22 protein-coding genes are annotated in these 24,548 nt (G+C 55.7%); 10 read left to right on the top strand and 12 right to left on the bottom strand.

The window, feature by feature from the left end; all coding sequences use genetic code 11:
- The first annotated feature begins 152 nt into the window (after positions 1–152).
- Both SFX18_05045 and SFX18_05040 read left to right on the top strand, forming a co-directional pair.
- The gene (locus SFX18_05045; GenBank protein ID MDX1962497.1) at positions 153–1,205 is read left to right on the top strand and encodes a transaldolase family protein; all 1,053 of its coding nucleotides are present in this window, start codon (positions 153–155) and stop codon (positions 1,203–1,205) included.
- Positions 1,206–1,400: 195 nt separating this feature from the next.
- On the top strand, positions 1,401–1,724 hold the full coding sequence (locus SFX18_05040) for a DUF6793 family protein (protein ID MDX1962496.1): 324 nt from the start codon (positions 1,401–1,403) through the stop codon (positions 1,722–1,724).
- Between the two features lie 258 nt (positions 1,725–1,982).
- On the opposite strand, the gene SFX18_05035 is transcribed toward SFX18_05040, so the two are convergent.
- The 3 genes from SFX18_05035 to SFX18_05025 all read right to left on the bottom strand — a co-directional run bounded on the left by SFX18_05035 (position 1,983) and on the right by SFX18_05025 (position 5,116).
- Positions 1,983–2,861 carry an ABC-2 family transporter protein gene (locus tag SFX18_05035; protein ID MDX1962495.1) on the bottom strand — a complete coding sequence of 293 codons (879 nt, stop codon included), beginning with the start codon at positions 2,859–2,861 and terminating at the stop codon, positions 1,983–1,985.
- A gap of 195 nt (positions 2,862–3,056) precedes the next feature.
- Entirely contained in the window at positions 3,057–3,500 is a 444-nt protein-coding gene (locus tag SFX18_05030; protein ID MDX1962494.1) for a hypothetical protein, read from the bottom strand.
- Positions 3,497–5,116 carry a HEAT repeat domain-containing protein gene (locus SFX18_05025; GenBank protein MDX1962493.1) on the bottom strand — a complete coding sequence of 540 codons (1,620 nt, stop codon included), beginning with the start codon at positions 5,114–5,116 and terminating at the stop codon, positions 3,497–3,499. Before SFX18_05025 ends, SFX18_05030 begins: the two co-directional genes overlap by 4 nt.
- 274 nt (positions 5,117–5,390) lie before the next feature.
- On the opposite strand from SFX18_05025, the gene SFX18_05020 reads away from it, so the two are divergent.
- Both SFX18_05020 and SFX18_05015 read left to right on the top strand, forming a co-directional pair.
- Positions 5,391–5,690, top strand: a complete 300-nt coding sequence (locus SFX18_05020) for a hypothetical protein (protein ID MDX1962492.1) — start codon at positions 5,391–5,393, stop codon at positions 5,688–5,690.
- A gap of 77 nt (positions 5,691–5,767) precedes the next feature.
- Entirely contained in the window at positions 5,768–6,580 is an 813-nt protein-coding gene (locus SFX18_05015; GenBank protein ID MDX1962491.1) for a TatD family hydrolase, read from the top strand.
- A 283-nt stretch (positions 6,581–6,863) separates the two neighbouring features.
- Here the strand turns inward: SFX18_05015 and SFX18_05010 are convergent, their stop codons facing one another.
- The gene (locus SFX18_05010; protein ID MDX1962490.1) at positions 6,864–7,835 is read right to left on the bottom strand and encodes a sugar phosphate isomerase/epimerase family protein; all 972 of its coding nucleotides are present in this window, start codon (positions 7,833–7,835) and stop codon (positions 6,864–6,866) included.
- 348 nt (positions 7,836–8,183) lie between these two features.
- Between SFX18_05010 and SFX18_05005 the strand changes: the two genes are divergently transcribed.
- The 4 genes from SFX18_05005 to SFX18_04990 all read left to right on the top strand — a co-directional run bounded on the left by SFX18_05005 (position 8,184) and on the right by SFX18_04990 (position 13,798).
- Entirely contained in the window at positions 8,184–8,597 is a 414-nt protein-coding gene (locus SFX18_05005) for a hypothetical protein (protein ID MDX1962489.1), read from the top strand.
- Between the two features lie 30 nt (positions 8,598–8,627).
- Positions 8,628–9,344, top strand: coding sequence for a prepilin peptidase (locus SFX18_05000; GenBank protein ID MDX1962488.1), 717 nt, complete (start codon positions 8,628–8,630; stop codon positions 9,342–9,344).
- A complete protein-coding gene (locus SFX18_04995) occupies positions 9,341–11,761 on the top strand; it encodes an MMPL family transporter (protein ID MDX1962487.1) in 2,421 nt (806 codons plus the stop codon). The genes SFX18_05000 and SFX18_04995 overlap by 4 nt, the downstream gene beginning before the upstream one ends.
- Before the next feature lie 138 nt (positions 11,762–11,899).
- The gene (locus tag SFX18_04990; GenBank protein ID MDX1962486.1) at positions 11,900–13,798 is read left to right on the top strand and encodes a UbiD family decarboxylase; all 1,899 of its coding nucleotides are present in this window, start codon (positions 11,900–11,902) and stop codon (positions 13,796–13,798) included.
- A gap of 49 nt (positions 13,799–13,847) precedes the next feature.
- Here the strand turns inward: SFX18_04990 and tpx are convergent, their stop codons facing one another.
- Positions 13,848–14,372 carry a thiol peroxidase gene (gene tpx / locus SFX18_04985; protein ID MDX1962485.1) on the bottom strand — a complete coding sequence of 175 codons (525 nt, stop codon included), beginning with the start codon at positions 14,370–14,372 and terminating at the stop codon, positions 13,848–13,850.
- A gap of 368 nt (positions 14,373–14,740) precedes the next feature.
- Here tpx and SFX18_04980 point away from each other — a divergent pair, with 368 nt between their 5' ends.
- A complete protein-coding gene (locus SFX18_04980) occupies positions 14,741–15,133 on the top strand; it encodes an STAS domain-containing protein (GenBank protein ID MDX1962484.1) in 393 nt (130 codons plus the stop codon).
- A 239-nt stretch (positions 15,134–15,372) separates the two neighbouring features.
- The gene (locus SFX18_04975) at positions 15,373–17,331 is read left to right on the top strand and encodes a hypothetical protein (GenBank protein ID MDX1962483.1); all 1,959 of its coding nucleotides are present in this window, start codon (positions 15,373–15,375) and stop codon (positions 17,329–17,331) included.
- 501 nt (positions 17,332–17,832) lie between these two features.
- Here SFX18_04975 and SFX18_04970 read toward each other — a convergent pair.
- The 7 genes from SFX18_04970 to SFX18_04940 all read right to left on the bottom strand — a co-directional run bounded on the left by SFX18_04970 (position 17,833) and on the right by SFX18_04940 (position 24,459).
- On the bottom strand, positions 17,833–19,377 hold the full coding sequence (locus SFX18_04970; protein MDX1962482.1) for a family 16 glycoside hydrolase: 1,545 nt from the start codon (positions 19,375–19,377) through the stop codon (positions 17,833–17,835).
- Positions 19,378–19,703: 326 nt separating this feature from the next.
- The gene (locus tag SFX18_04965; GenBank protein ID MDX1962481.1) at positions 19,704–20,270 is read right to left on the bottom strand and encodes a Uma2 family endonuclease; all 567 of its coding nucleotides are present in this window, start codon (positions 20,268–20,270) and stop codon (positions 19,704–19,706) included.
- A gap of 21 nt (positions 20,271–20,291) precedes the next feature.
- A complete protein-coding gene (locus SFX18_04960) occupies positions 20,292–20,855 on the bottom strand; it encodes a Uma2 family endonuclease (GenBank protein ID MDX1962480.1) in 564 nt (187 codons plus the stop codon).
- Positions 20,856–21,002: 147 nt separating this feature from the next.
- On the bottom strand, positions 21,003–22,616 hold the full coding sequence (locus SFX18_04955) for an MFS transporter (GenBank protein MDX1962479.1): 1,614 nt from the start codon (positions 22,614–22,616) through the stop codon (positions 21,003–21,005).
- Positions 22,617–22,684: 68 nt separating this feature from the next.
- Positions 22,685–22,876 (bottom strand): hypothetical protein, encoded by a 192-nt coding sequence (locus SFX18_04950; GenBank protein ID MDX1962478.1) that lies wholly within the window; start codon positions 22,874–22,876, stop codon positions 22,685–22,687.
- Positions 22,877–23,045: 169 nt separating this feature from the next.
- On the bottom strand, positions 23,046–23,465 hold the full coding sequence (locus tag SFX18_04945) for a molybdenum cofactor biosynthesis protein MoaE (protein ID MDX1962477.1): 420 nt from the start codon (positions 23,463–23,465) through the stop codon (positions 23,046–23,048).
- A gap of 298 nt (positions 23,466–23,763) precedes the next feature.
- The gene (locus SFX18_04940; protein ID MDX1962476.1) at positions 23,764–24,459 is read right to left on the bottom strand and encodes a hypothetical protein; all 696 of its coding nucleotides are present in this window, start codon (positions 24,457–24,459) and stop codon (positions 23,764–23,766) included.
- Between the last annotated feature and the right edge of the window lie 89 nt (positions 24,460–24,548).

Here is a 24,548-nt window from a genome sequence, read left to right as displayed (position 1 = left end):
CTGCTAGCGGGTTCAGGAAAGGCGTGTGTTTGTCAGTTTTTTGATCCCCTTGGTAAAAAACGCGCAAGTCAGGGTGTGGCCAAGGAGACGTAGGGAGGCGATAATTGCGGCGTGGTCACTTTTTATCGCGAATTCTTTTGGGCGGCATGCTTATGACAACTCCCCTAGCTTCTCTGATAGCCACCGGTACCAAACTGTGGCTGGATTCCATCGACCCCGAATTGGTACATACCAACCGCCAGTTGGGGGCCACGGGGGCAACGTCCAATCCGGTCATTGTGGCCGACCTGCTCAAAACCGGCCGCTTTGACCAGCAGATCATCCAGTTGCTCCGGACCGGCGTGGGGGATGACGTGATCGCCTGGAAGGTGACGGATGAACTGGTCCAGCAGGCCCAGGACGTGTTTGCCCCGGTGTGGAAGAACACCGGTGGGAATGATGGGTATGTTAGTTTTGAGCTTGATCCCTTGATCGAGGATCCCGCGCGCCAGATGCCGCTGGCGGATCAAGTCGCCGCGTATATCGAATTGGGCAAGAAATGGTCGGCGGGGCATGATAACCGGATGATCAAGGTGCCAGCCACGCCGGGGGGGTTGGCTGCGCTGGAGGAACTGTGCGCGGCGGGGATCTCCTTAAACGTCACGCTAATTTTTACCGAGCGGCAATATTTGCTGGCACGGGACGCGATTTGGCGCGGAGCGCAGCGGCGATCCTCGCTAGCAAAATTCAAAAGCGTTTACAGCATCTTTGTTTCACGGGTGGACCAATACACCGAAAAGCACGCGCCGCAACTTTCCCCCGCGGCCCAGGGACAGTATGGCATAGTGAATGCCAAACGCATTTGGAAAATCAACCGCGACTTTTGGCGTCAACAGCAAACGCCCCTGGCCCAAGAGCTGATATTTGCCAGCACTGGCACTAAAAACCCCCATGACCCCCCCTGGAAGTACGTGGCCGCATTTGCCGGTAGCGATATCGAAACCAACCCCCCCGCCACCAACGCCGCGGTGCAGGCGAGTGGCCGGATGTTTACGCCGCAAATTGAGGAGCTTCCCTCCGCGGCGGTGTTGGCCGAGTTGGACGCGGCCATAAATGTGCCTCACCTGGAAGAAACGCTGATGACTGAAGGAATTCAAAAATTCGCCGATCCACAAAAAAGCCTGTTGGCCCTGATAGCCCGGAAACGCCAGGAACTAGCGTCCTAAGCCGAGTTCAAGGTTTATTCCTTCCCGCCAAAAACATTTTTTGACTCCGCGGGGCTGGAATTGTTGACGCCCGATAAAAATGGCATACACTCAAGGTTGAAGAAGGTCGCCAATCCGGCTGGAAAATTAGAGGACGTTTGCCGCCCCTTCCAACGGAAGTTGACGACCCCCCTTTATCAAGCGGAGGGACATGTTATGCCATTGTACGAAGTCGAGACCGAGGGGCACATCATCATCACCTGGGCCAATGATGACCCCGCCGCCAACCGCGTCGTAATGGACGCCTATCCGACCGAAAAAATCCTTCGCATGACCAAGCGCCCCCGCGACACCTGGGTCATTAGCAAATCCGCCCTGGGAATCGAAGGCCACGCCGATATCTGCCATGTCGCCCGCGACTGCCTGAGCAAGGCCCTGGGGGACAAAGTCCACGCCATTCGCCTATATATGCACGAAACCGGCACCGACCTGGAACGCGCCCGCAAAGTGATCGAATCCAACATGGTCATGGGCTGGTAGGGGCACTCGCCCCAGTTCCAAAAATACCCGTAGCGGAACTCGCAAGAGTTCCGAATAAACACTTAGCCGAACTCGCCAGAGTTCCAAATAAACTCGCCCGCTTTTCTGGCACGCTATTCACCTAGCAGCCTGCTGAAAGTGCCGTTGCTGGAACAGTATGTTTTGGTATAGGCCAAGCCAAACAACCACGAATCGTGTGTTTAGTTTGAATTTCCATCGGCGGCAATGCTCATCAACTGCCGTCGTGACGGCCGTTCCTTAGCCGCCAAACGCGCTGTATCGTCGCACACCCCGCAAAAATGCCCAGCGGCAAGCGATCATAAACGTCACCACCCAACCCGCCTGAATAGCCAGTCCCCACGCCAGCGCGGGGCCGGTGATCTTGCCCAGATACACCGCGCTGGGAAAATAGGCCAAATACTGAAAGGGGAGCAGCCGCACGACATCGCCGGCGGAAATCCCTCCCGGTAAAAACGTCTTATCCAACATACCGATGGGGAACATATGCCCGGATAAGAAAAAATTGAACAGCATATAGACAAACAGCAACGACGAAATTTCTAAAAACCAAAAGCCCAGCATCCCGATGGTCGCCTCTAAAAAAAATCCCAGTAAGAAGGACATCACCAGCGACAGGCCGAATGCCAGCCAGACCGACCCATCGGGAAACGGGGGAAAGAACGCCCCGCAAAGATAAAACACCAACCCAAACGGAAGCGCGGCCACCGCATAGTAGACCAGTTTATGCGCGATCCGGGTAATCAATAAAAAACCGACCCAATCCACCGGTTGGGTGAGAAACTTTTTTACCGAACCGTCGCGGATTGATTTGGCGATTCCCGAGGCGAGCCCCGGCATGCTGGAAAAAGCCCGCGCCACCATCGTCAACAGATAATAGGCAATCAGTTCGTCCCGCTTGTAGCCAAACAGCCGTTCCTGCGTGGTCGCCGAAAAGATCGCGGTCCACAGGAGAATTTGGGTGACGATGGGTAAAAACCGCATCAGCGTCCCCAGGATGAAATCTCCGCGGTACGCCAACCGCTCGGCCAGGCTAATTTGAAAGATCGTGCGCCAGACGCGCAACCGGGCGGAGATCGTTGGTCGCCAGGCTGCGGCGGGGCTAGCGGGTAAGGTCATAACCACTGGGGCGGGATGGCGGGGTCGGGAAAGAGCATGCAAGGCGCGGCGTCTGTCGTTACCTTAGCCCGCCGGTTCATTTTTCGCAAGTTGCGGGGTTACCGAGCGCATGGCCTGGGATGCGGTAATTTTCGGATCCGCCCCGAGCGAATTTGACGCGTTGAAAAAACAATCGCGTCTGTTTTTCATCCCCCATCAGCCAGGCGAGTCAACTTGGTCCCCGGCCAATCCCGCAAAGATGCGCCCCCGCAATTGTTCCAGGGTTTGGCGATAACTGGCCAGTTCTGGCTGGGTAATCTTGGGAGGCCAGAGTTCGGGCATTAAAAATAACGCCGCGGGCGGCTGCGCCTGTGTCACGCCAGCCAATTGCTGCATGGCCAGGACTTCCAGTTTATTAAAACCGTGCGACTGGCATAACTCGACAAGCAGTCCCGCGGGATCGTAGTAGGCGGCGCGCCCCTCGGACCGCTGCTGCCACCAACGCAGGGCAAACAGCACGCCGGCCAGCAGGGCCATGACCAGGCAAATGACGGCGACTCCCCAAGGGGAAAGCCAGTCCCCAAAGGCGGTTTGTATTTGCGAGGCGCGGGGCGATGGGGACTGTGCCCAGAGCGCCAGCGGGTAAAGATGGTTGATCATTGGGGGACGGGCTCCTGTTCCCAGGGGGGAAGCGGGGGCAACGGAGCCGAAAAGTTTAAGTCTTGGAGACTGCTGGCGGCGGCTTCCTGGACCACGCTGCTGCGGTCGGTCAGCGCCGCTTCCAGGGCGTCGCGGGCGGATTCGGTATCGCACAGGGCCAAGGCCCGCACCGCCGCCGCCCGTACCAGGTGGTCCTCGTCCCGCAATAATCGCGTCAACTCCGCCTCTTGCTCTTCGGCTAGGTTCAGTAGTTGGGTGATAGCCACCGCCTTGAGCCGGCGCGAACGCGACAAAGAGCGAAACTCATCCCGCAATCCCGCCGAGGTGTGGGGATCCACCTGGGCGACGATCCGCGCGGTGTTTTGTCGCGATTGCTCGTCCAGGGTGTCAAAGACCGCGACCAGCCGCTTAAAACTAAATTCCCGCAGACATTCGCGGGCGGCTTCCCGTTCGACGGCTGCGGGGGATTGCAGCGCCTTGAGCAATAAACTAATCGCCCCCGGCAAGCCGCGCGGGCGCAGTTGTTTCAGCAGGTGCGCGCGAACCTGCGGGTCTGGATCGGACAAGCCCCGCAATAACAGCTTGTTGGCTTCGGTTCCCTGAAATTCGCTCAACTGGCGGGCCGCGGCGCGGCGGGCGGCGGGTTGACCGTGCAGCAGCACAAATTCCAGTACCCGCAGCGCGGAGGCGCGTTTGATATTGGCCCGCAGGGCCAGGGTGGCGACGGCTTGTTGCTGCGCCTCGTCCAGGCGGGAAATCCATTGCAAATCCCCCTGCAGCCAGGGGATGCTATCGATGCGGCGTAAATTGGCAGCGACTCCCGCGGAGGGTTCGTAGCCAATTTTGCGCAGCAGATACTCGATAAATTTGGCGTCCCCCCGATGGGCGAGCGCCGCCAGCGCCGCCGACGGGGCATGCGGATCGTCCAAGAAGCTAAGCAGTAACCGTAAAATCCCCCCGCGTGTATTATGCGTCAGTATTTCCAGCGAGGGACTGAACGCGCTTTGTAATGGATCGTTTAAAATCTGTTTGAGCGTGGGATTATCCCGGTGGGTTAAAATCAAAAAGGACTCGAGCACCGGCAGCGAGCGGTGGATACTAAATCTGCCCAGAGCTTGTTCAAACAATCCCACCCATTGGTCGCGCAGCCGCTGCGGATCGCGGCGGGTTTGGTGTTCGCGCGCTCCGGCCAGATCCTCGTAAAATAGTTCCACCAGTTGCAGCAGCGTTTTTCCGGCGCGGTCTTGTTGCGGGTTGCCTGTGTCAATGGCGGCGTTGAGCAGCGCGGGGAGCAGGTCAAAGTTTCGCAGCCATAGCACCGCCTGGCAGCCGTTTTCGCACAAGTCCGGCGAGGTGGACAAGATCGCCGGACGAATGATCGCCTCGAGTCGCTCGCCATGCTCGCACAGCATGCCCCGCCAAGTGTCGTCAAACGTGTGCCACCGTTCCATGATCAGCACATGGCGGCGCGAGATGGGTCGCCGCAAGAGCGCCTGAAACGCCCCCGCGCGGATTTGCGGCGATTCGGCGTCCAAGGCGGCGACGAGCACCTCGTCGGCCGCTTCGTTCGCGGTATCGCCCAAGATCTTCCACGTATTATCGAGACCTGTCGTCACGTGGCCCAGAAAATAAAAGGGGAACTATTGCCGGGAAGGGCAGCTTCGGCCCGACCCGGCCCGGCGGACCGCCACAGTGAAAATGTAGGTTGCAAAAGGGAATCATGCCCGGTAAAAACCAGAATTCCCGGGACCTTACGCTTGATTTTCCGCCGTGCGGGACAGAGACTTAATAACAGGGGAACGCTGCGGGGATTTGGGGTAAGTCAGCACCAAAATTTTGGTTCCGCCCGTTGTCCGCCGATTGTTTATTTCCCAAGAGAGGGGATCGATTATGCCGATTGCATCGAAACTTCCACGCCTGTTGCCCGCCGCGGACCTGCTGAATCAAGAATTTTTAATCTTGCGGGCCAAGGCGCTCGAACTGGCCGCCGGACTGGACCGACTGGAACGGGCCGGGGATGTCACGGGCGATCCCCGCTATCAGCGGCTGTTACGTGCGATTGCCGATCTGCCCGGCGGCGGAGCCAACCGCGCCGAACGGTGCCAACTGACATTTTCCCTGCCGTATCATGCCGATTGGCAGCAGACATTCGAATTTCACGGGGGACCCGCGGGGCGTAACGACGCCTGACTTTCGCCTGATTTTAACATTCCCGAGGATGGTTTCCTTTGCTCCCGCAAACCCCTTTGCCCCGTGAGAGTGCCGCTATGCAATATTTTGATCCCCATATTCACATGGTCTCGCGCACCACGGACGATTACGAGACCTTGGCGCGCATGGGCTGCGTGGGGATGAGCGAACCGGCGTTTTGGGCCGGTTTTGACCGGGGCAGCGTCGAGGGATTTCGCGACTACTTTCGCCAACTCACCCAGTTCGAGCCGGTCCGCGCTGGCTGGTCGCACTTGCAACACTACACGTGGTTGTGCATCAATGCCAAAGAGGCCGAAAACGTGCGGTTGTCGCGGGAAGTCATCGGCATGATTCCTGAATTTTTGAATCAGCCGGGCGTCCTGGGGATCGGGGAAATCGGGCTGAATAAAAACACCCGCAACGAAGCGATCGTCTTTCTCGAGCATGTGCAACTGGCCGAAAAGCTGGGGGAGCAGATATTGATCCACACGCCGCATCTGGAGGATAAGCATGTGGGAACGAGGATGATTCTGGATATGCTGCGGGACTTTGGCGACTTGCCCCATCACCGCGTGTTGGTGGACCATGTGGAGGAACACACTATCCGCCCCGTGCTGGAAGAAGGATATTGGGCGGGAATGACGCTGTACCCGGTCAGCAAATGCACGCCCGAACGGGCGGTCGACATGGTTGAGATGTACGGTCCCGAACGTTTGCTGGTGAATAGCGCGGGGGACTGGGGACCGTCAAAGCCGACCGCCGTGCCGGACTTTATCATGGCGATGCGAAAACGAGGCCATCCGGAATCGCTGATCCGCGGGATTGTGTATGACAATCCGCTGGCGTTTTTTAGCCAATCCGCGCGATTCCAGTTTACGCCACGGGCGTGATGATCGCTGCCAATTTAACCCGTCGCAATTCAGCCCGCAGCGTCAGCCAGGGACTTAGCCCGCCGCGTCAGCCAGGGAAACATTCAATCGAACACTGATTTAACAGATAACGCAGATTTTCACAGAGCGGTAAACACCACTGATGATAGGAAAACGCTAATGCGTGAAAATCAGTCTCAGCAGTTTTATCAGCGTTCTATCCTATTTTAGAATTGGTCCGGGACTATCCGTGCCCATCCGTGGCCTTCATCAATTCTTGCCGATCACGACTTGTCTCTGCGCGCTACGCTTCCATTCCTTTCCGCATGGCCGCAAAATGCTCCTGGCAGGCCGCGCGGGGATCCCCGCCTTCTTCATATTCCAGCACCACGTAGCCGCGATATCCCGCGTCACGCAAGATTTTGCCCAACCGCGGATAATCCGTGGGCGTTTTTTTGCCATCCGGGCCGCTGGTGGCGACTTTGACTTGCACATTGAGGGCGTACGGAGCGCAGCGGGCTAGCTCGTCATATAGGTTTTCACTGTGAAAATTCCCCGTGTCCAAATTCACCCCGAACCAGGGACTGTTGACCCTTCGCACAATTTCCAACAAGCCCTCCGCCGTGGCGGTCGGCCCGCCATGATTTTCCAGCGCCAGGTGAATGCCGTGTCTTCCCGCGTAGTCGCAGCATTCCTCGATACAACTGACTATCTGGGCGATGCCAGCGGTATGATCCGTCCCGCCAGGTAAATTTCCCGCAAAGATGCGAATCACCGGCGCGCCCAGGAGCGCCGCACGGTCGATCCAGGTTTTTACGCTGGCAATTTCCGCGTCGCGGGCTGTTTTATCGGCTTTGCCAAAGTCATTTCCCACCGCGGTGCCGGACACCTCCAATCCCTGACGAAAGCAATGCCTGCGCAAATTTTGCAACTCGGCGGCGGTAACCGTTGGCGAAAAGTAATACGACGTCAGTTCCGTCCCGTGGCAACCCAGGCGGGCACAATCATCCACAAAATCATATAATGTAAAGGCGGGATCGATCGCGGCGGTTTTGTCGGGCGGGGTGGATGGGGATGTTGCCGATTTGCCAAACAGATCGCGATAACTATAGGCGGCCAGACTGTACTTCCACTGCGCTGGGGCCGCCCGACGGATTGGCTCAATCGCAGTCGCCATGGGCAAGTGCCCCGTGGCCAGGTCAATTGACCCGCTGGCAATTGCACCTGCTAACAGAGCGCCCTGGGACAAAAATTGGCGACGAGAATTGCGAAACATGGCGTAACCCTGGACAAAAGGTGAAATTCCCCTCAATTAGTTTAAGCAACCGCGCGTAAGTTTTGAACAGGAGGGATCAGAGAGAGCGGAAACTTAAGGTTTCATTTTGTGACAAATGGAAACTAAGTGAATGAATTTTTTCTTACTCCCGTCTCGATACTTCATTATTTCCTTCGATAGCTTCTGTTCAAAATATAATTAGTTTGTACGTTTTTGCGTCCGCTCCCGCAAAAAGCGCCTCCCGATGGTTCCTTTGCCTTATGGCACAATTCTTGTTAAACTATAAAATTCGATGACAAAGGGGAAGCGGCCGAGGGAACGACGGCGGGGACTGTCTCAAAGCGTAAAATGGAACTGGCAATGATTGGCAAACTGGGAAATTTCTGGCTGTTGTTGACCATGCTAACCTTGGCAATCGGGTGCGGAGGCGGCGGTACTCCCGCCAAAACCACAGTCAAAAAGCCAAAAAAAACCAGCTCCAATAGCTACAGCAAGCGCGCCCCTGGTCCCGCCAGCAAGCAACGCACCGAGTATAACCAGAACGCAGGCAAGTCGCTGGCCGCCGGGCCGGAATTTACCAAACTTTGGATTGCCGACCTCAAATCGGGCGATACGGACAAAATTAAAACCGCCATCGAGGAACTGCGTAATCTCAAGGCCAAGGCCGCCGTCCCCGAACTGGAAAAACTGGCCAAGGCCGCCAATGACAGCGATATACGCCGCCGGGCAGCGGCGGCCGCCAGCTATCTCAAGGGATTATAAATTTCGGGAGAAACTGTCATAATTGATGACATGCTCCCCTATCTGCATGAACTGATCAGTTTACTTCCCGCGCTTTGGCTGGCGTGGTGCGCGGTGTTCGGGGCCTGCATCGGCAGTTTCTTAAACGTGGTCATTTACCGCCTGCCGCGGCAAATGAGCCTGAGCTGGCCTGGATCGCACTGCCCCCGCTGTCGAGTGCCGATCCGCTGGTATGACAATATTCCCCTATTAAGCTGGGCGTTGTGGCTGCGGGGAAAATGCCGCCATTGCCAGGCGGGCATTTCCGCCCGCTACCCAGCGGTGGAATTGACCGTGGCCCTCATTTGGTGGGGTTTGGCCTGGGCCTTGGTAAGCGCTCCGCAAGCTCGCTTTTTAGCCGATCCCGCGACCGTCTGGCCAGCCATCCCTCCGCAAGTCTCTCTCCCCGGTAATCCAGCGGAATCATCCCCCTTTGACCCCGTTCCCACGATGCTCGTTCCCGCAAATCCACAACTTTTACGCAATTTATTGCAGTGGTTGGCGTCCTCCCTGTATTTGACCGGCACCTTGGCAGCAGTGTTAATCGCCTGGGATGGGCTGTCACCTCCCCGGCTTTTTGGCTTGGGGACTTTAATCTGTGGGATTGCGGCGCTGGCTCTCACGAATTTTGTGACCCCGGCATATTTTGTGGCTAGTTTGGCAGGGATGTTGCTGCTGTTTATCTGGCTGCAGACGAGAAATCTTTCGCCAAAAGTCCCTCGCCCATGATCGCCACCACCTTGACACAACGATTGTTGGCGGGCTGGGTTGCCAAGAGGTGGGTGTGGCTGCTCTTGGCGGTGGCCGTAGCGGCGGTCTGCTGGCCTATCGCGCGAAATCTGCGGTTTGAGCAAAAGTTGGAGGCGATGTTTGCCCCCGATGATCCGCTGCTGGTTGATTTGCGACAATTTCAGAAATTATTTGGAGCCCAAGAAGTATTGCTGGCGGCCTATACCGAGGCCGAGGGTCTTTCGCCCGCCACGTTCCCCCGCTTGCGTGAAATAACGGCAAACCTGGCCGCCGCCGTGCCGGGCGTGCGGGTCCAAAGTCTAAGCAACACCCCGTTTGGAGAGCAAATCCTGGACGAAGGGAACACCCGCGCCGCCGCGCTGCGATCGCTATTGACGGGATACCTGATTAGCGCCGATCGGCAAACCGTGGCGGTGATCTGCCTATTGCCCCGGCGGGAGGAATTGCTGGCCTTGCAGGCAAAAATGCCCCCTCCGGCCCTAGCGGAGGATTTGACTAAATTGTTAAAACTCACGCCCAGCGAACTGCGCAATACCGCCGTGGATCGCCTGCGGGGAGTTATCGGAAAGTATCCCAATGGGACATTGGCTGGCGAACCGGTAATGTTGGTGGATGGGTTTCGCTCTTTGGAACAAGACGGGCTATGGCTGGAATGGCTGAGCACCGGGCTGATCCTGCTCGTGATTTTTGCGTTTGTGCGTTCCTGGCGGTGGCTGATCTTGCCGTTGGCGCTAGTGCAATTGACACTCCTCGCCACGCGGGCCTATCTGGCCACCGCGGGCTTTCAACTATCCATGGTTAGCTCCATGCTTTCGGCCATGATCACGATCGTGGGCGTGGCGACGATCATGCATTTGATCGTCCGTTATCAGTCGGCGGTAAGCGACGGCGAAACCCCCTCGGCTGCGTTAATCTTTGCCACGCGGGAGCTGTTTTGGCCAATTTGCGGCGCGTTGGCGACGGATGTGATTGGCTTTGGGTCGCTGTTATTGTCGCGGGTGGGACCGGTGCACGACTTTGGTCTGATGACCGCCCTGGGAAGCGCGCTGGTGCTGCCGATGGGCGCGCTTTTGGTGCCTGGGATCGCGCTGTGGGGAAAGCGTATCAATCATGACGGCATGGCAGCCAAAAGCGAATCGACCGAGATGCAAAATTCACACAAAAGCCCCGCCCACGGCCACCATAGCGGGTTGACAAAGGGCTTGGCGGGGTTGTGGCTGACGATCGAGAAAGCCCCGTATCGCTGGCTTTTGGGCGTGCTGGTATTAGCCAGTGGAGCGGTCTGGTGTTCGACCTGGCTGACCGTGGAGACCGACTTTACCAAAAATTTTCGGTCCGATAGTGAGTTGGTCCGTTCGTATGAGTTTGTGGAGTCCCGTCTGGGAGGCGCGGGCGTGTGGGATTTGCTGGTGCCGCTGCCGGAAAACCTGACGCTGGCGGAGTTGTCGCGCGTGCGGGAATTGCAGCAAGAGTTGCAAACAATCACCGTCCCCGGAGAATTGACCGACGCGGCCGAACCGGGTCTAACCAAGGTGCTTAGTCTGGTTGATATGCTAAACGCCGTGTCGCCGGTCCCGCTGGCGGGCCAGACGGATAATGTGTTTACCCGTGGGGGTCTGGCGGCGGCGCTGGAACTATTACGGCTACAAATGCCCGATTTGTACAAAACACTGACGACGGTTGAAACACGCCCGGGCGGCAACGTGCGTTGGCTGCGAATAATGTTGCGGTCGAAGGAGCGACAATCAGCCCAACACAAGTTGGCGATTATCTCGCGGGTACGGGAACTGGCTGAAAAGCACTTTGGCGGGGATCAAACGGCAAGCAGTCCAGCGGGAAGGGGCCAGAGCGCCGCCATGCCTCCACCGGTGGTCACGGGCTTTTATGTGCTACTAACGCATCTGGTGGATAGCTTACTGGCCGATCAATGGGTGACGTTTGCCGTGGCAACCGGGGGAATCGCACTCTTGCTGATTGTAAGTTTTCGCAGCTTGCGGCTGGCAGTGATCGCCATTGTGCCCAACGCGTTGTCGATTTATCTGATGCTGGGAACGCTGGGGCTGTTGGGCTTGCGGATTAATATGGGCACGGTGATGATCGCGGCGGTGTCGATGGGATTGTCGGTTGATTCGTCGATCCATTACCTGGTGGCGTACAACCGCCTGCGACGGCGGGGGTTGGGTGTGTCGCGGGCGATCCTGGCGGTGGAGCAAAGCACTGGCCAGGCGATGGTGCTGGCCACGCTGGCGCTAGTCGTGGGTTATTCGGCGTTGACCGCCAGCCAGTTCGTGCCGACGATCTACTTTGGCGCGCTATCGGGTTTGACAATGCTGGGGGGGATGCTGGGCAACCTGATCGTCCTGCCGCTGCTGTTACGCGTGACGGAACGAGGGTAGGGGGGGTGTTTTGTGTTGAAACGCGTCATTCGTAGCGGCATTTGGCCAGCGCACTGGCCGTAATGTTAAACAAAACGCTGTAACTGCGGTTGTTATGTAGTTAGCTGCCTGTTAATTTTTTGACAAACATTCCCCCCCATGGGCTATTCCTCCTTACGCGCTTGTGTCGATGATTTGGCGGCGGCGGGGCAGTTGCGTCGTATTGATACGCCCCTTAGCCCACGGCTGGAAATTGCCGAAGTCCAACGCCGCGTCTTTGCGCGCGGGGGACCCGCCCTGCTGTTTACCAATGTCGCCGGGACGCGCTTTCCCGTGTTGTCCAACCTGTTTGGCACGTCCGACCGCGTGCATTATATCTTTCGCGACGCCCTGGACCGCGTCCGTAGACTGGTAGAGCTAAAAATCGATCCCGGCGCGTTTTTACGCCAACCTTGGCGATATGCCGCCGCTCCCCTGGCCGCCTGGACCATGTTGCCAAAATCCGTCCGCGGGGGACCGGTGCTCGAGCAAACCTGCGCCATCCAGGATTTACCTCAATTGGTCTGCTGGCCGGAAGATGGCGGGGCGTTCATCACCCTGCCGCAGGTCTATACCGAACATCCCGACCAGCCCGGCTGGCAAAAATCCAACCTGGGCATGTACCGCGTGCAACTGAGCGGGGGTAGTTACACCCCCGGCGGACAAATTGGCCTGCATTACCAAATTCATCGCGGGATTGGCGTGCATCATGCCGCCGCGATCGCGCGGGGAGAACCGTTGCGGGTGAATATTTTTGTCGGAGGTCCCCCCGCCATGGCCTTGGCCGCGGTGATGCCCCTGCCCGAGGGACTATCAGAGCTGATGTTCGCCGGGGCTCTCAATCGCCGCCGCGTCCGCATGACCCGCGGAAATGGCCATTTACCCATGCACGCCGAAGCCGACTTTGTCATTTGCGGCTCCATCGATCCCGCGCAGACACTGCCCGAAGGCCCCTTTGGAGATCATCTGGGCTACTATGCGCGGGTGCATGATTTTCCCGTGATGCGGGTGGAGCGGGTGTATTGTCGGCGGGATGCGATTTGGCCCGTTACGGTTGTCGGGCGTCCCCCCCAAGAAGATACGCTCTTTGGGCAGATTATCCATGAAATCACGGGCCCGGTCATACCTAGCGTGTTGCCGGGGGTCCGGGGAGTGCACGCGGTCGACGCGGCGGGGGTGCATCCGCTGCTGTTGGCGATAGGCAGCGAACGATACGTTCCCTACGAAGGCCGCCGCAAACCGCGCGAGCTGCACACCCAGGCACTGGCGATCCTAGGGCAGGGGCAGTTATCTCTGGCCAAGTATTTGTGGATTGTCGCCCATGAGGACGACCCCGGGCTGGATGTGCATGACATTGGCGGATTGCTGCGTCACGCGCTAGCGCGGGTGGACTGGACCACCGACGCGCACTTTTTGACACGTACAAATATTGACACGCTGGATTATAGCGGCAGCGGTCTGAATGAGGGGTCCAAGGTGTTTATCACTGCGGCGGGACCCTGCCGGCGGGAATTGCCCGCGAGCTTGCCTGTGGATTTTAACCTGCCAGCGGAATGGGGCCTGGATGACCCGCGCGTTCCCTTGCCGGGCGTGCTGGTCCTGCGGGGACCGCGCTATCGCGGTATGGACCAGGACGCGGGGGATACCAGGGTCATCCTAGAAAGAACGACTACCGCGCCCCGTATCAGCGATGACGCCGTGTCGCGCTTTTGTGCGCGGGTCCCCCTGTCTCACGCGCTGAATCAGTTTCCCCTGGTGGTCGTGGTCGATGATAGTGAGTTTACCGCCAGAACACTCAACAATTTTCTCTGGGTCACGTTTACCCGCAGCAACCCCGCTCATGACATGCATGGAGTGGGCGAGACCACCGAGCAAAAACATTGGGGGTGTCGTGGGGCGCTGGTGATTGACGCACGCCAAAAACCGTGGCACGCGCCGCCGCTAGTCGAAGACCCCGACGTCACCCGCAAGATTGACGCGCTGGGGGTGCGCGGGGGGCCTTTGGAGGGGCTGGTTTAACCAACCCCCCTGGAAATAATTATCAAAGCCAGAGTCTGGCTTCTTGCACTTATTTAACCAGTTTGTTCAAGGCTTCCAGTACCGCGTCGTACTTTGGTTCTTCCGCGACTTCCTTGACTTGTTCGGCGTAAGCAATTTTGCCATCGGCGTCGATGACAAAAATCCCCCTTGCTAAAATCATCAATTCCTTGATGAGCATGCCGTAATTCTTACCAAATTCCCGATCTTTATAATCGCTGCCATTTTTCAGGGATTTGATATTTTCCGCTCCGCAAAAGCGGTTCATGGCAAAGGGCAGGTCCAGGCTGACCGTCACGGCGTGGATCTTATCGCCAAACTTGCCCAGCGACTCGTTAAACTTTTTCGTCTGCATTTGGCAGACAGGCGTGTCGAGCGAGGGGACCACGCTGAGGATGGCGGGCTTGCCCTTGAGCGATTCCAGCGTAATGGTCTGCATCCCTCCATTTTCATACGTGGTCAGGTGAAAATCTGGAGCGGGTTGTCCAGCTTTGATCTCGGGTCCGATAAGCGTGAGGGGATTTCCCTTAAAGGTAACAGCTCCTGCGCGTTCCATGTTAAGCCTCGTTAGTTTGGAAAAATGGGGTATTTGGAATGTTTAGGTAAGTGCGGTTGGCACAATGCTAGCAATTCGCTTGTGTATTTTAGAAAAACTTTCGTGTTTGGCGATACCCCCTGGCGAGCTTGTCCGCGGGGTGGTGGATTTTTGGCCGGAAAGACGGGGCCAAACAGCGTGAACAGTTGACCGGGTCGAGTAAACAACAGCGCGCAAGCTGGTATTTGCCCTTTAACGCAACTAGGCCAAGATTTCTTGACTTTGCATTGCAACTCTGGCGGGAAATTCTAAGATGACACTTAGGGAGTATCGCTGGCGACGGGGGTGGCCGGCAACATCAGGGGTCAACGTTCTAACGGGAGGGAACAATGTTAGGAACATCCACGGTATGGCATTTTGATGTGGATCGCGGACCGGATTGGGTATTTGTCACGCCTGTGCCCGCTACGGAGTTGGCGGAAAATTTGGCGGAACAGGATCACAGTGATTTTGCGGACACGATCTGGGAAATCACGCAACTTCATCAATGCTCACGGGTGGTGGTGGAGTTAGGCGCGATCCCCGTGATATGCAGCACGCTGCTGGGACAATTGATATTCCTGGCAAAACGGGTGCATTCGCATGGGGGGATCTTGCGTCTGACGGGGTTGTCGGCGACTAACCAATCCGTCTTGCACACTTGCCGTTTAGAAAGCGCGCTGCCGAGTTTTAGTAATCGCGCTGACGCGGTCAAAGGTTATCGACCGATTCAACCACGATAACAGGCAGCAAAATACTTTTGTCGCTCTTGTGCATAAGATGTTGATAAAGGAGGCAGTCACCAATCCCGGGACTGCCTTTTTTTCAAAATTGAGTTAAATCTGCGTCAACAATGTCCAGAATTGCACTGGCTGTTTGTGCTATATAAAAAATTATTTTTAGACCCTAAGAATCCATTTTTGTTAAATAACTGTTAAGATCTGGCTAAACGCCTCTAACGTTTTCTTTTAAGGAGCCGCTCGTGTTTGTTAAATTTCGCTCGTTGGGCCACCAGTTTTTCTTTGGGGCCAAAGTGCTGGCCGCGGCATCCTGCGGCCTACTCTCTCGTGAAACCAACCTCTGCGGCGCGAGTCCTTTTGGTTTTCAGCGCATTGTCAATACGCAGGAAACAGCCCCTCCCGCGGAACCGACCGGACAATACGAGTTTGTGGGGATTCCCGCCATGACGGCCAATTCCGTGGTCTTTGGAGCCAAGCAAGTCGGCCAAGTGGTCGGAGGCTCGGGGTTGTACACCCGCGTGGATAACGGCAACACCAACGGCACAATCACTAATTTTGCCAAGGCCAATACCAATGCCGGGCCTAATCCCCCCGTGGGGACGATCGCATTCTTTTTTGATGATCCGATCATCACGTATGGTTATTTGGCCGCGCGCGGCAGCATCTATGACGGGACCAACTACAAGGCGCTGACCTCGGTCTATGCGACGCCGCACCTGCCTAACACCAACTTTGGCAGCGTCGCCTGGGGACCGCCGTCCCTTACCGGCAATACACCCACGTTTCCGGTGAACAAGGTTGGCCTAAATATCACGCAACTGCTGAATACGACGGTGGATAACAATGATTTTGTGCCCGGTGGGGGCGGAGCCAAGTTTAAAACCTTTACTCCATTTGGCGGCGTGACGTTCCAGGAATACTCTGATGTGAACACCGACTACGCCGTCTTTTTAGGAGGTTGGACCGATAACGCCAATGTCAACCGCACGGGTGTTTACCGCTGGCAAAAATCGACCGACACCATCGTGGCTGTCGCTGATAAAAACATTTCCATTCCCGGTTTTCCGGTGGATAAATTTGACGACAATGTCTCGTTTTATACGACTTATTACGACAACGTACCCACGACGGGCTTGACCCGTTCGGGTCGGCCTAGCTTGGCCGGTTCCACGGTGGCATTTGCCTACAATGAGGGTTTTTCCAGTCCCGCCCGCGCGGGCGTGTATCGCTTTGCGGGCAACGCGCTTAATAAAATCGCGGATGTGACGACCCTTAATCCCGCGATTCCCAACAAAACGTTTCGGCATTTTGAAGGGGTGTCGACGGTGGGATCGGCCACGGCGTTTGTGGCCAACACCGCCTCATCGATCATTCTGGATACGGCGAACTCCATTGGCGGGGGTTATGGAATTTACTTTGAAGCCTGCGGCGGGCTAAAGGAAGTTATCCGTGAAGGGCAACTCCTGGACGGCCGGGTGATTACAAATCTCGAGTTGGGCCAACGGGGCCTGACCACCGCCAAGTTTCGCTATAACCTGGCTTTTCGCGCGGAATTTACGGATGGGACGGAGGGGATTTACGTTGCCAGCACCAGCTCGCTCTGTTTTAACCCCGTCCCGATCGCGGATATCAATCCCAACTTGTTTAGCGGTTCTTCGATTATCATTCCCCCCAATGACGATATCGGCACGCCCGTGGGAAGCCACTGGCAAATGCTGTCCCGCAATACGCTACTGGACCTGCCCGCCACATTAGGGGTCGACTTTGAGCAGGAATTGGTCGGGGTCAATGGCGAACCGGGCAACAATCCCGCGCTGATTGACTACACCATGAACGGCGGTTTTGTGGCTCCGGAAGAACTGGCGCTGACTTTTGACCAAGATTTATATTTGGAAGGGATAGAGCTGGGCCATTTTGACGCGCAAGACTCGTTACAACTGACCATTGGCGGCATCCTGCGCGAGGTGCGGGCCACCGACATGATCGACGGGGTCTTACCGCTGGGCGATATAGAACTCTTGGCCGGCCAACCACTGCGGATCACCTGGGACCCCGGTAACAGCCTGGGGGACGGTGTCAGCTTTAATGGGCTGGGTTATCGTGTGATTCCCGAACCGGGGATGCTCTTGGGCGTGGTGATGTGCGTCCTGGCATGCGGAGTAACGTGGATGAGAACGCGCCGAGCAACAACGAAATTGTAAAGTGATTGTTTTATGCGGGCTGAAGGGGGACAGGAGTCTTCCGCGAATAAGCATGTTCGCAAAAAATCAATATTACGGCGTCAGACTCCCGACCCCGGCTATCGGGGGCAAAAACGAGTTTTACCCCCGGCACCTAGTTATACTAATCGCAAGTAATCATAGCGCGGTTTTTACCCAATTTACCAAAGGCTTCCGCAACTCCGTTGGAGTAGGAGTTCACTGGTTTTGTTCTTTTCCCAGGGTTGTTCGCTGCGCTCCAACCCTGGGCTTTGTTACAGAACCGCGTTGCGGTAGCGAAGTACCGCGAAGCGGTTATGGAACTCAGCCCAGGGTTGCCGCGTAGCGGCTACCCTGGGAATACCGCAAGCCAAGAAATTCTACCGCAACGCGGTTGCGTCATGCGGAAATAACCCAGTAATACTGGGTGCCTTCATAAATTGCTAGCCGCGCTACGTTTAGCTAGAAAGCGTATTACTTGGGAATTCTAGCGAATTCCGCTACTTACTTGGGGTCGAGGTTTTCCTTCATGTCAACTTCGCTGACGCTGCTTTGGACGCCTTCCGCGGGAACATCCAGCTTGCAAATCCACAAAAGCGCGTTGAGGTACAGTTTGCGGTTGTTATCGTCCCGCCAATTGCGATGAAAATGCCCGCCCGTATAGCCAAAACCACGCCCCCCGTCCGGGCGTTCGTACGCCCAGGCCAGGTGTTGCGGTTCCTTGTTTTTGACCGCGGCGCGGACGGTCGGATTGCCGCTATGTGGACCGTCGTTGCCGACGGTCGATTCCGGCGCGACGGCGGTCAGAATGGGCGTGACCCCCTCCATTTTTTCGCGAAAGCGCATGTGATAATACCATTCGTCGTTCAGCTTAAACGCCTGCACGCCGTTGGTAATGGGGTGCTGGGGTAGGGATTGCATTTGGGCGTCCCAGTGGGGATTGACCGACCAGTGCATCTCAAAATAACCGCCGATCCAGTTTAAAAAGTCCGGCCCCCCCTTTTCCTTGGGGACTTCCACGGCGTAATGGGCACAGGCCAAGCCGACCCCTTGTTTCATCAGATTGTCAATTTCGGCCAGACGGTTACGCTGGATCACAGGGTGGCCGCCACCCCCATCCATATATAGCATGATGCCGTCGGCGTTGTCGTAGGCGGTGGGATCCTGGGGCCAACCTCCTTTGTACAGGGCTGTCACCAATTGCGGTGTTTGCTGGGCCAGGCATTTTTTTAATAGTTGCGAGCCGGCGTTAAATTCATGGTCACCGGGGCCGTGGCTGGGACTCCCCGCTACCAGGACAAGTTTCTTGCGCGGGCCGATGGGATCCACCGCGGCCAGCTTGGTCCGTTTGAGATGGATATCGCGAAACATGACCGTCATGGGGGGGCCAGCGTGCAGTTGCAGGGCCAAAATCCCCGACAGCTTCCGTTTGTCAGCCTGTTCATCGATCACTTCGCTAGTAAGCTGTCCATTGATAAAATGGGAAAGCTTATTGCCGCTGGCGACAATTTTATACGAATTCCAATCTTCCTTGTTGATTTTCTTTTGGATTTCGGCGCTGTCGCCAATTTTTTCTCCTGGGACTTTGCTACCATCGGCTTTGATGGTGACCCGCTGGCCCCGTTCGCATAAGATGCCGCGGCCTCGTTCTTCATAGTTAATGCCGGAATAAGTGTCTCCGGATTCAAAGTCGGCCTGGTAACCCCCCACCACCCAATTGCCATGATCGGTACTGCGATATTGGATGCCAGAGTTACCGCCGATGATTTTATAATCCAGGGTCAATTCAAAATCGTCCAATTCCCCTTGTTTCCAGATGAGAAAGGTGTTCCCTTCGGTGGGGTTTTCCGCAGTAGTCTGGCCCACGATGGCGCCTTCTTCTACTCGCCAAAACTTGGGATTACCGTCCCAACCCTCCAGTGACTTGCCATCAAAAATTGGCTTAGAGCCGCTGGGGGGGGCGGATTTTTCGGTCTCCGCGGCAAATGCCTGAATGCTAAACAAACAACAAACCAGCGCGGCGATTCCGCGCGCTACCAAAAACCGCATGGCAGGTACTCCCTCTGGTGAAGCGAATCGGTGGGCTGGCATAGCCCCCCTTGGTGGGCGATAAAATCCCCTCCTCACGACACTGTTCGCGAACGGGATTTTTATCCAATATCGCGCATCGAGACGGTAAATGCAACCAAAAATCGCACCGCATCCTCGTCAAGATTGTGAAAAACAGGGTTTTGCGGCGCAGTCAATTCTCGTGCCAGAGTCATAAACTGCCGAAAAACGGGCACATCCCTGATCCGGTCAGTTTTGCAATGTTGCCAAACGGATTGATGGCAAAGTGGCGGACAGAGAGACAGCGCTCTACAGGATGCCCGGGGTTATTCTGGATCATCCAAGATTGCGGCGGGAGAAAGCTTTAGACCGGGAAGAATTTCGGACTCGTACGTTTCAGTTCGCTTGATGTATCGCGAACGCAGGTAACCTGTCGCCGCCGGCTGGGTGTACACTTCGAGCTGGTCTTCTTGCAAATTTACAATCCAAACCTCGGGAATTCCCGCCCCGGCGTATAGCGGTAATTTTACCTCGCGATCGTAATCTAGCGTGCTGTCGGAAACCTCTACTATTAAGAGCGTGTCCGCGGCGGTGGGGAGATGGTGGCGGTAACTTTTGGGGTGGGGCAAAAGAATCGCCAAATCGGGCTGCGGTTGGGAATCGGCCAATTGAATCGGATTTTGCACAAAAATAATATAGGGCTCGGCAACCTGATTGCTAAATATTCTCGACAACAAACTGACGTAGGCCGCGTGCAAGGCGCCGATAGGACTCATTTCGATGATTTCCCCCGCGATGAGTTCCAGGCGCGCCTCGGGCGGAAAGATCCCGCTTTCGCCCATGCGTTGAAACTCGGCTACGGATAAACGATATTTTGTGGGTGCCAGGGACATGGTGTTACATTGCGGAGGCGATTAATTCTTATCAAAGAGTTGCGAGGGAGAAATTTCTAAGCCGGAAACAGACTTTGAACAATACGTTTGGTTGTTTGCCAGGATTTGCGATTGTAGGTAACCTGTCGCGGCCGGTTGAGTGTACGCCTCGACTCGGTCTTCTTGCAGATTGACAATCCAAACCTCGGGAATTCCCGCCCCGGCGTACAGCGGTAATTTTACCTCGCGATCGTAATCTAGCGTGCTGTCGGAGACCTCCACTATCAAGAGTGTGTCGGCGGCCGAGGGAAGCTGGTGGCGGTAACTTTTGGGGTTGGGCACTAGAATCGCCAGATCGGGCTGGGGTTGGGACCACTCAAGTTGAATCGGGTTCTGGACACTAAGAGTATAATCCGCTGGCAGTTGCTTCTTTATGAGGTCCAGCAACAAATTCACATAAGCCGCGTGTAAGGCGCCAATCGGGCTCATTTCGATGATTTCCCCCGCGATGAGTTCCAGGCGCGCCTCGGGCGGAAAGATCCCGCTCTCGCCCATGCGTTGAAATTCTTTTACGGACAATCGATATTTGGTGGGTGCCAGGGACATAATATCACACACTGCGTAGCCGAAAGAAAATCACATATCTCTATTATACAATCCACGGCAAAATCTGTCCCGCAGCTAGTCAAAAATCTAAGTTACATGAATCTTTTAGCCACTTCCGTCCGGATGCAATACTCGCTTCCCTGGCTATCAGGCATTCGTTATTGGCGGCAACGGCTGTGCCCGGCGAAATTGGGCCACCGCCAGCACAATGACCGCCGAAATTATGGGGAATGGGCCCACCACCAACAGGCCCAAATCATAGTGGGTCACTTCGACGCCGTTTACTTTTTCCGAGACGATATTGCCAAACATGTACGGTCCAAAGAACCCCCCCAAGTTGCCAAACATATTAATAAAACCGATGGCGGCCGCGGCGGAAGTGGAGCCCAGGAACATGGATGGGATCGGCCAAAACGCCGGCAAGTGCGAATAATAACTGATCCCCACCAACAGCACTAAAATCGCCACGGCGATGCCGGGACTATGCAAATAGCGAATGCATAAACCGGCCAAAATCACCCCCGTCCCCAATAAAAACAGCGGCACCGCCACATGGAACACGCGCTCGCCCGTCTTATCCGAATGCCAGCCATTCAGCAAAATACCAACCGTCGCCAAGCCATACAGAACGCTGGTCAACAGCGCGGCCATGGCGGTGTTATCCTTAAACAACACCTCTTTGATCAACGGTTGCATAAATGTCGACAATCCATAGCTGACGACATTATGCCCAAAATAGACCAGCGTCAGCAGTAAAATCATTCCCAAGCTGTCCCGTATCAGGGCAAAATGGCCATGCTGCGCGTGGCTGTCCCGGCGTTCGACATGCTCCCGTTCCAGCTCTCCGTTAAGCCACTCCCGTTCGTCATTTCGCAAAAACGCCGCCTGGTCGGGATTATTGGGCAGAAAAAACAACGTGGCAAAACCCGCTAGAAAGGGCATGATCCCCTGAATGATATACACCCACCGCCAACCCTCGAGCCCAAACCAGTCGATATACATGAGTAAGTTGGAAAAGGGGATGCCCACCGTGCTGGAAATAGGGATAGCCGTCATAAACACCGCCAAGGCCTTGGCCCGGTCGCGGGGCCGGAACCACATTGACAGATAGACAATCACAGAGGGAAAAAAGCCCCCTTCAAAAAAGCCCAGTAAAAAGCGAAAAAAATAAAACTGATACTCGGCGTTGGTGGGGAGTTGATTAAAGAAGTATCCCGGTGAAAAATAACCCGTCCACGCGCTGCCAAAGTTGTATTCCGGCAGCGTGGGGATCCAACCTAGCATGCTGGTCATGACAGGCAGGCCAATCAACCCCACCAACCCGGCGGCCAGGCCCCACAATATAAGAATCCGCACAAAGACCCAGCGCGCCCCCCATTTGGCCACGCTTAGCGTGCTGGGAATCTCTAAGATCCAATATCCCCAAAAGAACAACCCCGCCCCAAAACCGATAATTTTACTATCAAAATCCAGCCCCCCCTGGCTGGGGGGAAGCTTCATTCCTGATTGGGCAACCTGCACATTGATCCGGTCCAAATAGGCCAAAATGTATAAAAAGAATAAATATGGCAACAAATGCACACTGACCCGGCGACGGACTTGCTCGGCCAAGGTGGCGGCTGGTTTCCACCAAAAGAGTTTGAGCAGGCGATCCCCCAGCGGATCATGGCCACTTGGTACCGGAGGGGCAGACTCCGTGGATGTGCCAGCGACGGGCAAGGCGGGAGACTCGTAAGGATTGCGTTTGGGCTGTTCGGACATAAGTAAGTTACAGATAAGTGGCTGCGAATTCCCGGCATGCACTTTCAGCGGGGCTTTTTTCGGCAACACTAACCGCGATATTCATCCGGTCCGATGTGCTCCCCTCGATCAACCATGCGTAAACGGATCATGGCTAGGGGCGTGTAAAATCCGCGGGTGTAATAGGCCCCCGACGGCTTTACCTGTTTCCCCCATCCGCCAAATCCCCCTGTTGCGGAATGGCTGTAGCGTAGTTGAAAAGCGGGAAACTTGCAATTCAAGAGGATTAACTCCCGCGGTTCTAGCCAAAAATTAAGAAATTTAAATCATTTGAGGCCTTAAACCTAGGGCGACGCTGCGCTTACCTTAGGCTGTTAGAGGCTGGGCTTTTCGCCCGTATCGTTAATACCAGCCGGATATTGACGCTATTTTATGCCAAGCAGCTGACTCTCAGGTGACTTGTCCCGGATGCACCCACTCGCGCGCGCCATCGGCCCAGTTCTCGCACTTCCAGATGGGCACGGACTGTTTGAGCGTGTCAATCAGCCACTGGCCCGCCGCAAATGCCTCTCCCCGGTGTGCCGAGCTAACCGCGATTGCCACGCTGGCCTCTCCCACTTCGACGCGACCCAGGCGATGCACGATCGCGCAGTCGATCAAATTCCAGCGCGTGCGGGCCTGTTCCTCTAAGGCAGCCAGTTCGCGCTGGGCCAATTCGGGGTAAGCTTCGTAGTCGAGCGAGGCGGTGGCCCGGCCACCCGTCTGGTTGCGTGTGGTCCCCAAAAAGAGCACCACCCCCCCGGCTGCGGGAGACTGCACGCTGGCTAACACCGCTGCGATATCAATCGGTCCATTGGTAAGCGAATGCATATTACGGCAGTGGTATTATGGGCGAGGGGAATTCATTTATTTTTATCCGTTCGCGGGCAAGGCATGCTCGTTGTCTGGATTATTTCGCACAACGGAAACGCTGGCAAGGATGCGTGCCGGTTAAAAAAATGCGCTAGGTCGAAGGGGGTTGTCTTTTACTCCGCAAAAGCATCCCAGTCGCATTTCAACACTGGCAAATTCCATAAAAAAAGTCACCGCCGGATTGGCAGTGACTTTATTGGGTTGAAATATGTTTTTTTGGGGACCAAATCAAGGGAGCAAGGGGATATTCAATATCTTATACCGCGTCACTGCGTCGACGTCTCTGACGCAGGAAGGATACGAGGCCGACCATTCCAGCAATTCCTCCCCAAGCACACATCGAACCCAACTCGGGCACTGGAGCTTGGGATGCGGGTGGTATAGTTCCAGCAACTTCGCCGGAGAGGGTATCTGAACAGTATGGATTGATAGGAATGCCACGAATCGCTATCACCGAAACAAAAGAGTTGTTCTCGTTTTCACTAAACCACTTAAACGAACTGGAAGTGATTCCCGGAGCCTTAATCTTGTAGACGGAAGTTTCATCCATCTTGAAGCGATTGACATTATTCGCGCTTTCGTATGCAAAGGAAATATCAAAATCACCACCTTGACCGGGTGGCTCGGTATTATTGGCGCGATTAGTGATTTTTTTAGCTGCTTGTCCCGAAACATGGGTAAATACCAAATTCTTTGGCTTAAAGGCCGGGTCCAAATTGAAATACCAAGCAGCCAAATACTCAGTGGGGGAGTTCAACAGATTGGTCATCGTCAACAAGACTTCGCCAGTCGTCACATCTTCAAATTTTGCAGTACCCCATGCACCGACTCCGCTGGGGGTGGCGCCGTTGTAGACCTGGCTCATGTTAATGAGCAAATCGGCAAACGCCGATCTGACATTAATGCCCAACAGGCACACGACCAACGTTACACAAAAGATCATGGTTTTCATAACACATCCTTCAGTCAAAGTAAGTCAATCTTGAGTTGTCCTGGCATTGCTCTCTTTATTATTGGGCTTAATACAACTTTAACAATACA

The sequence above is a fragment of the Pirellulales bacterium genome, from assembly GCA_033762255.1.
Taxonomy (GTDB): Bacteria; Planctomycetota; Planctomycetia; order Pirellulales; family JALHPA01; genus JANRLT01.
This window is presented reverse-complemented; position numbering and strand designations above follow the sequence as displayed.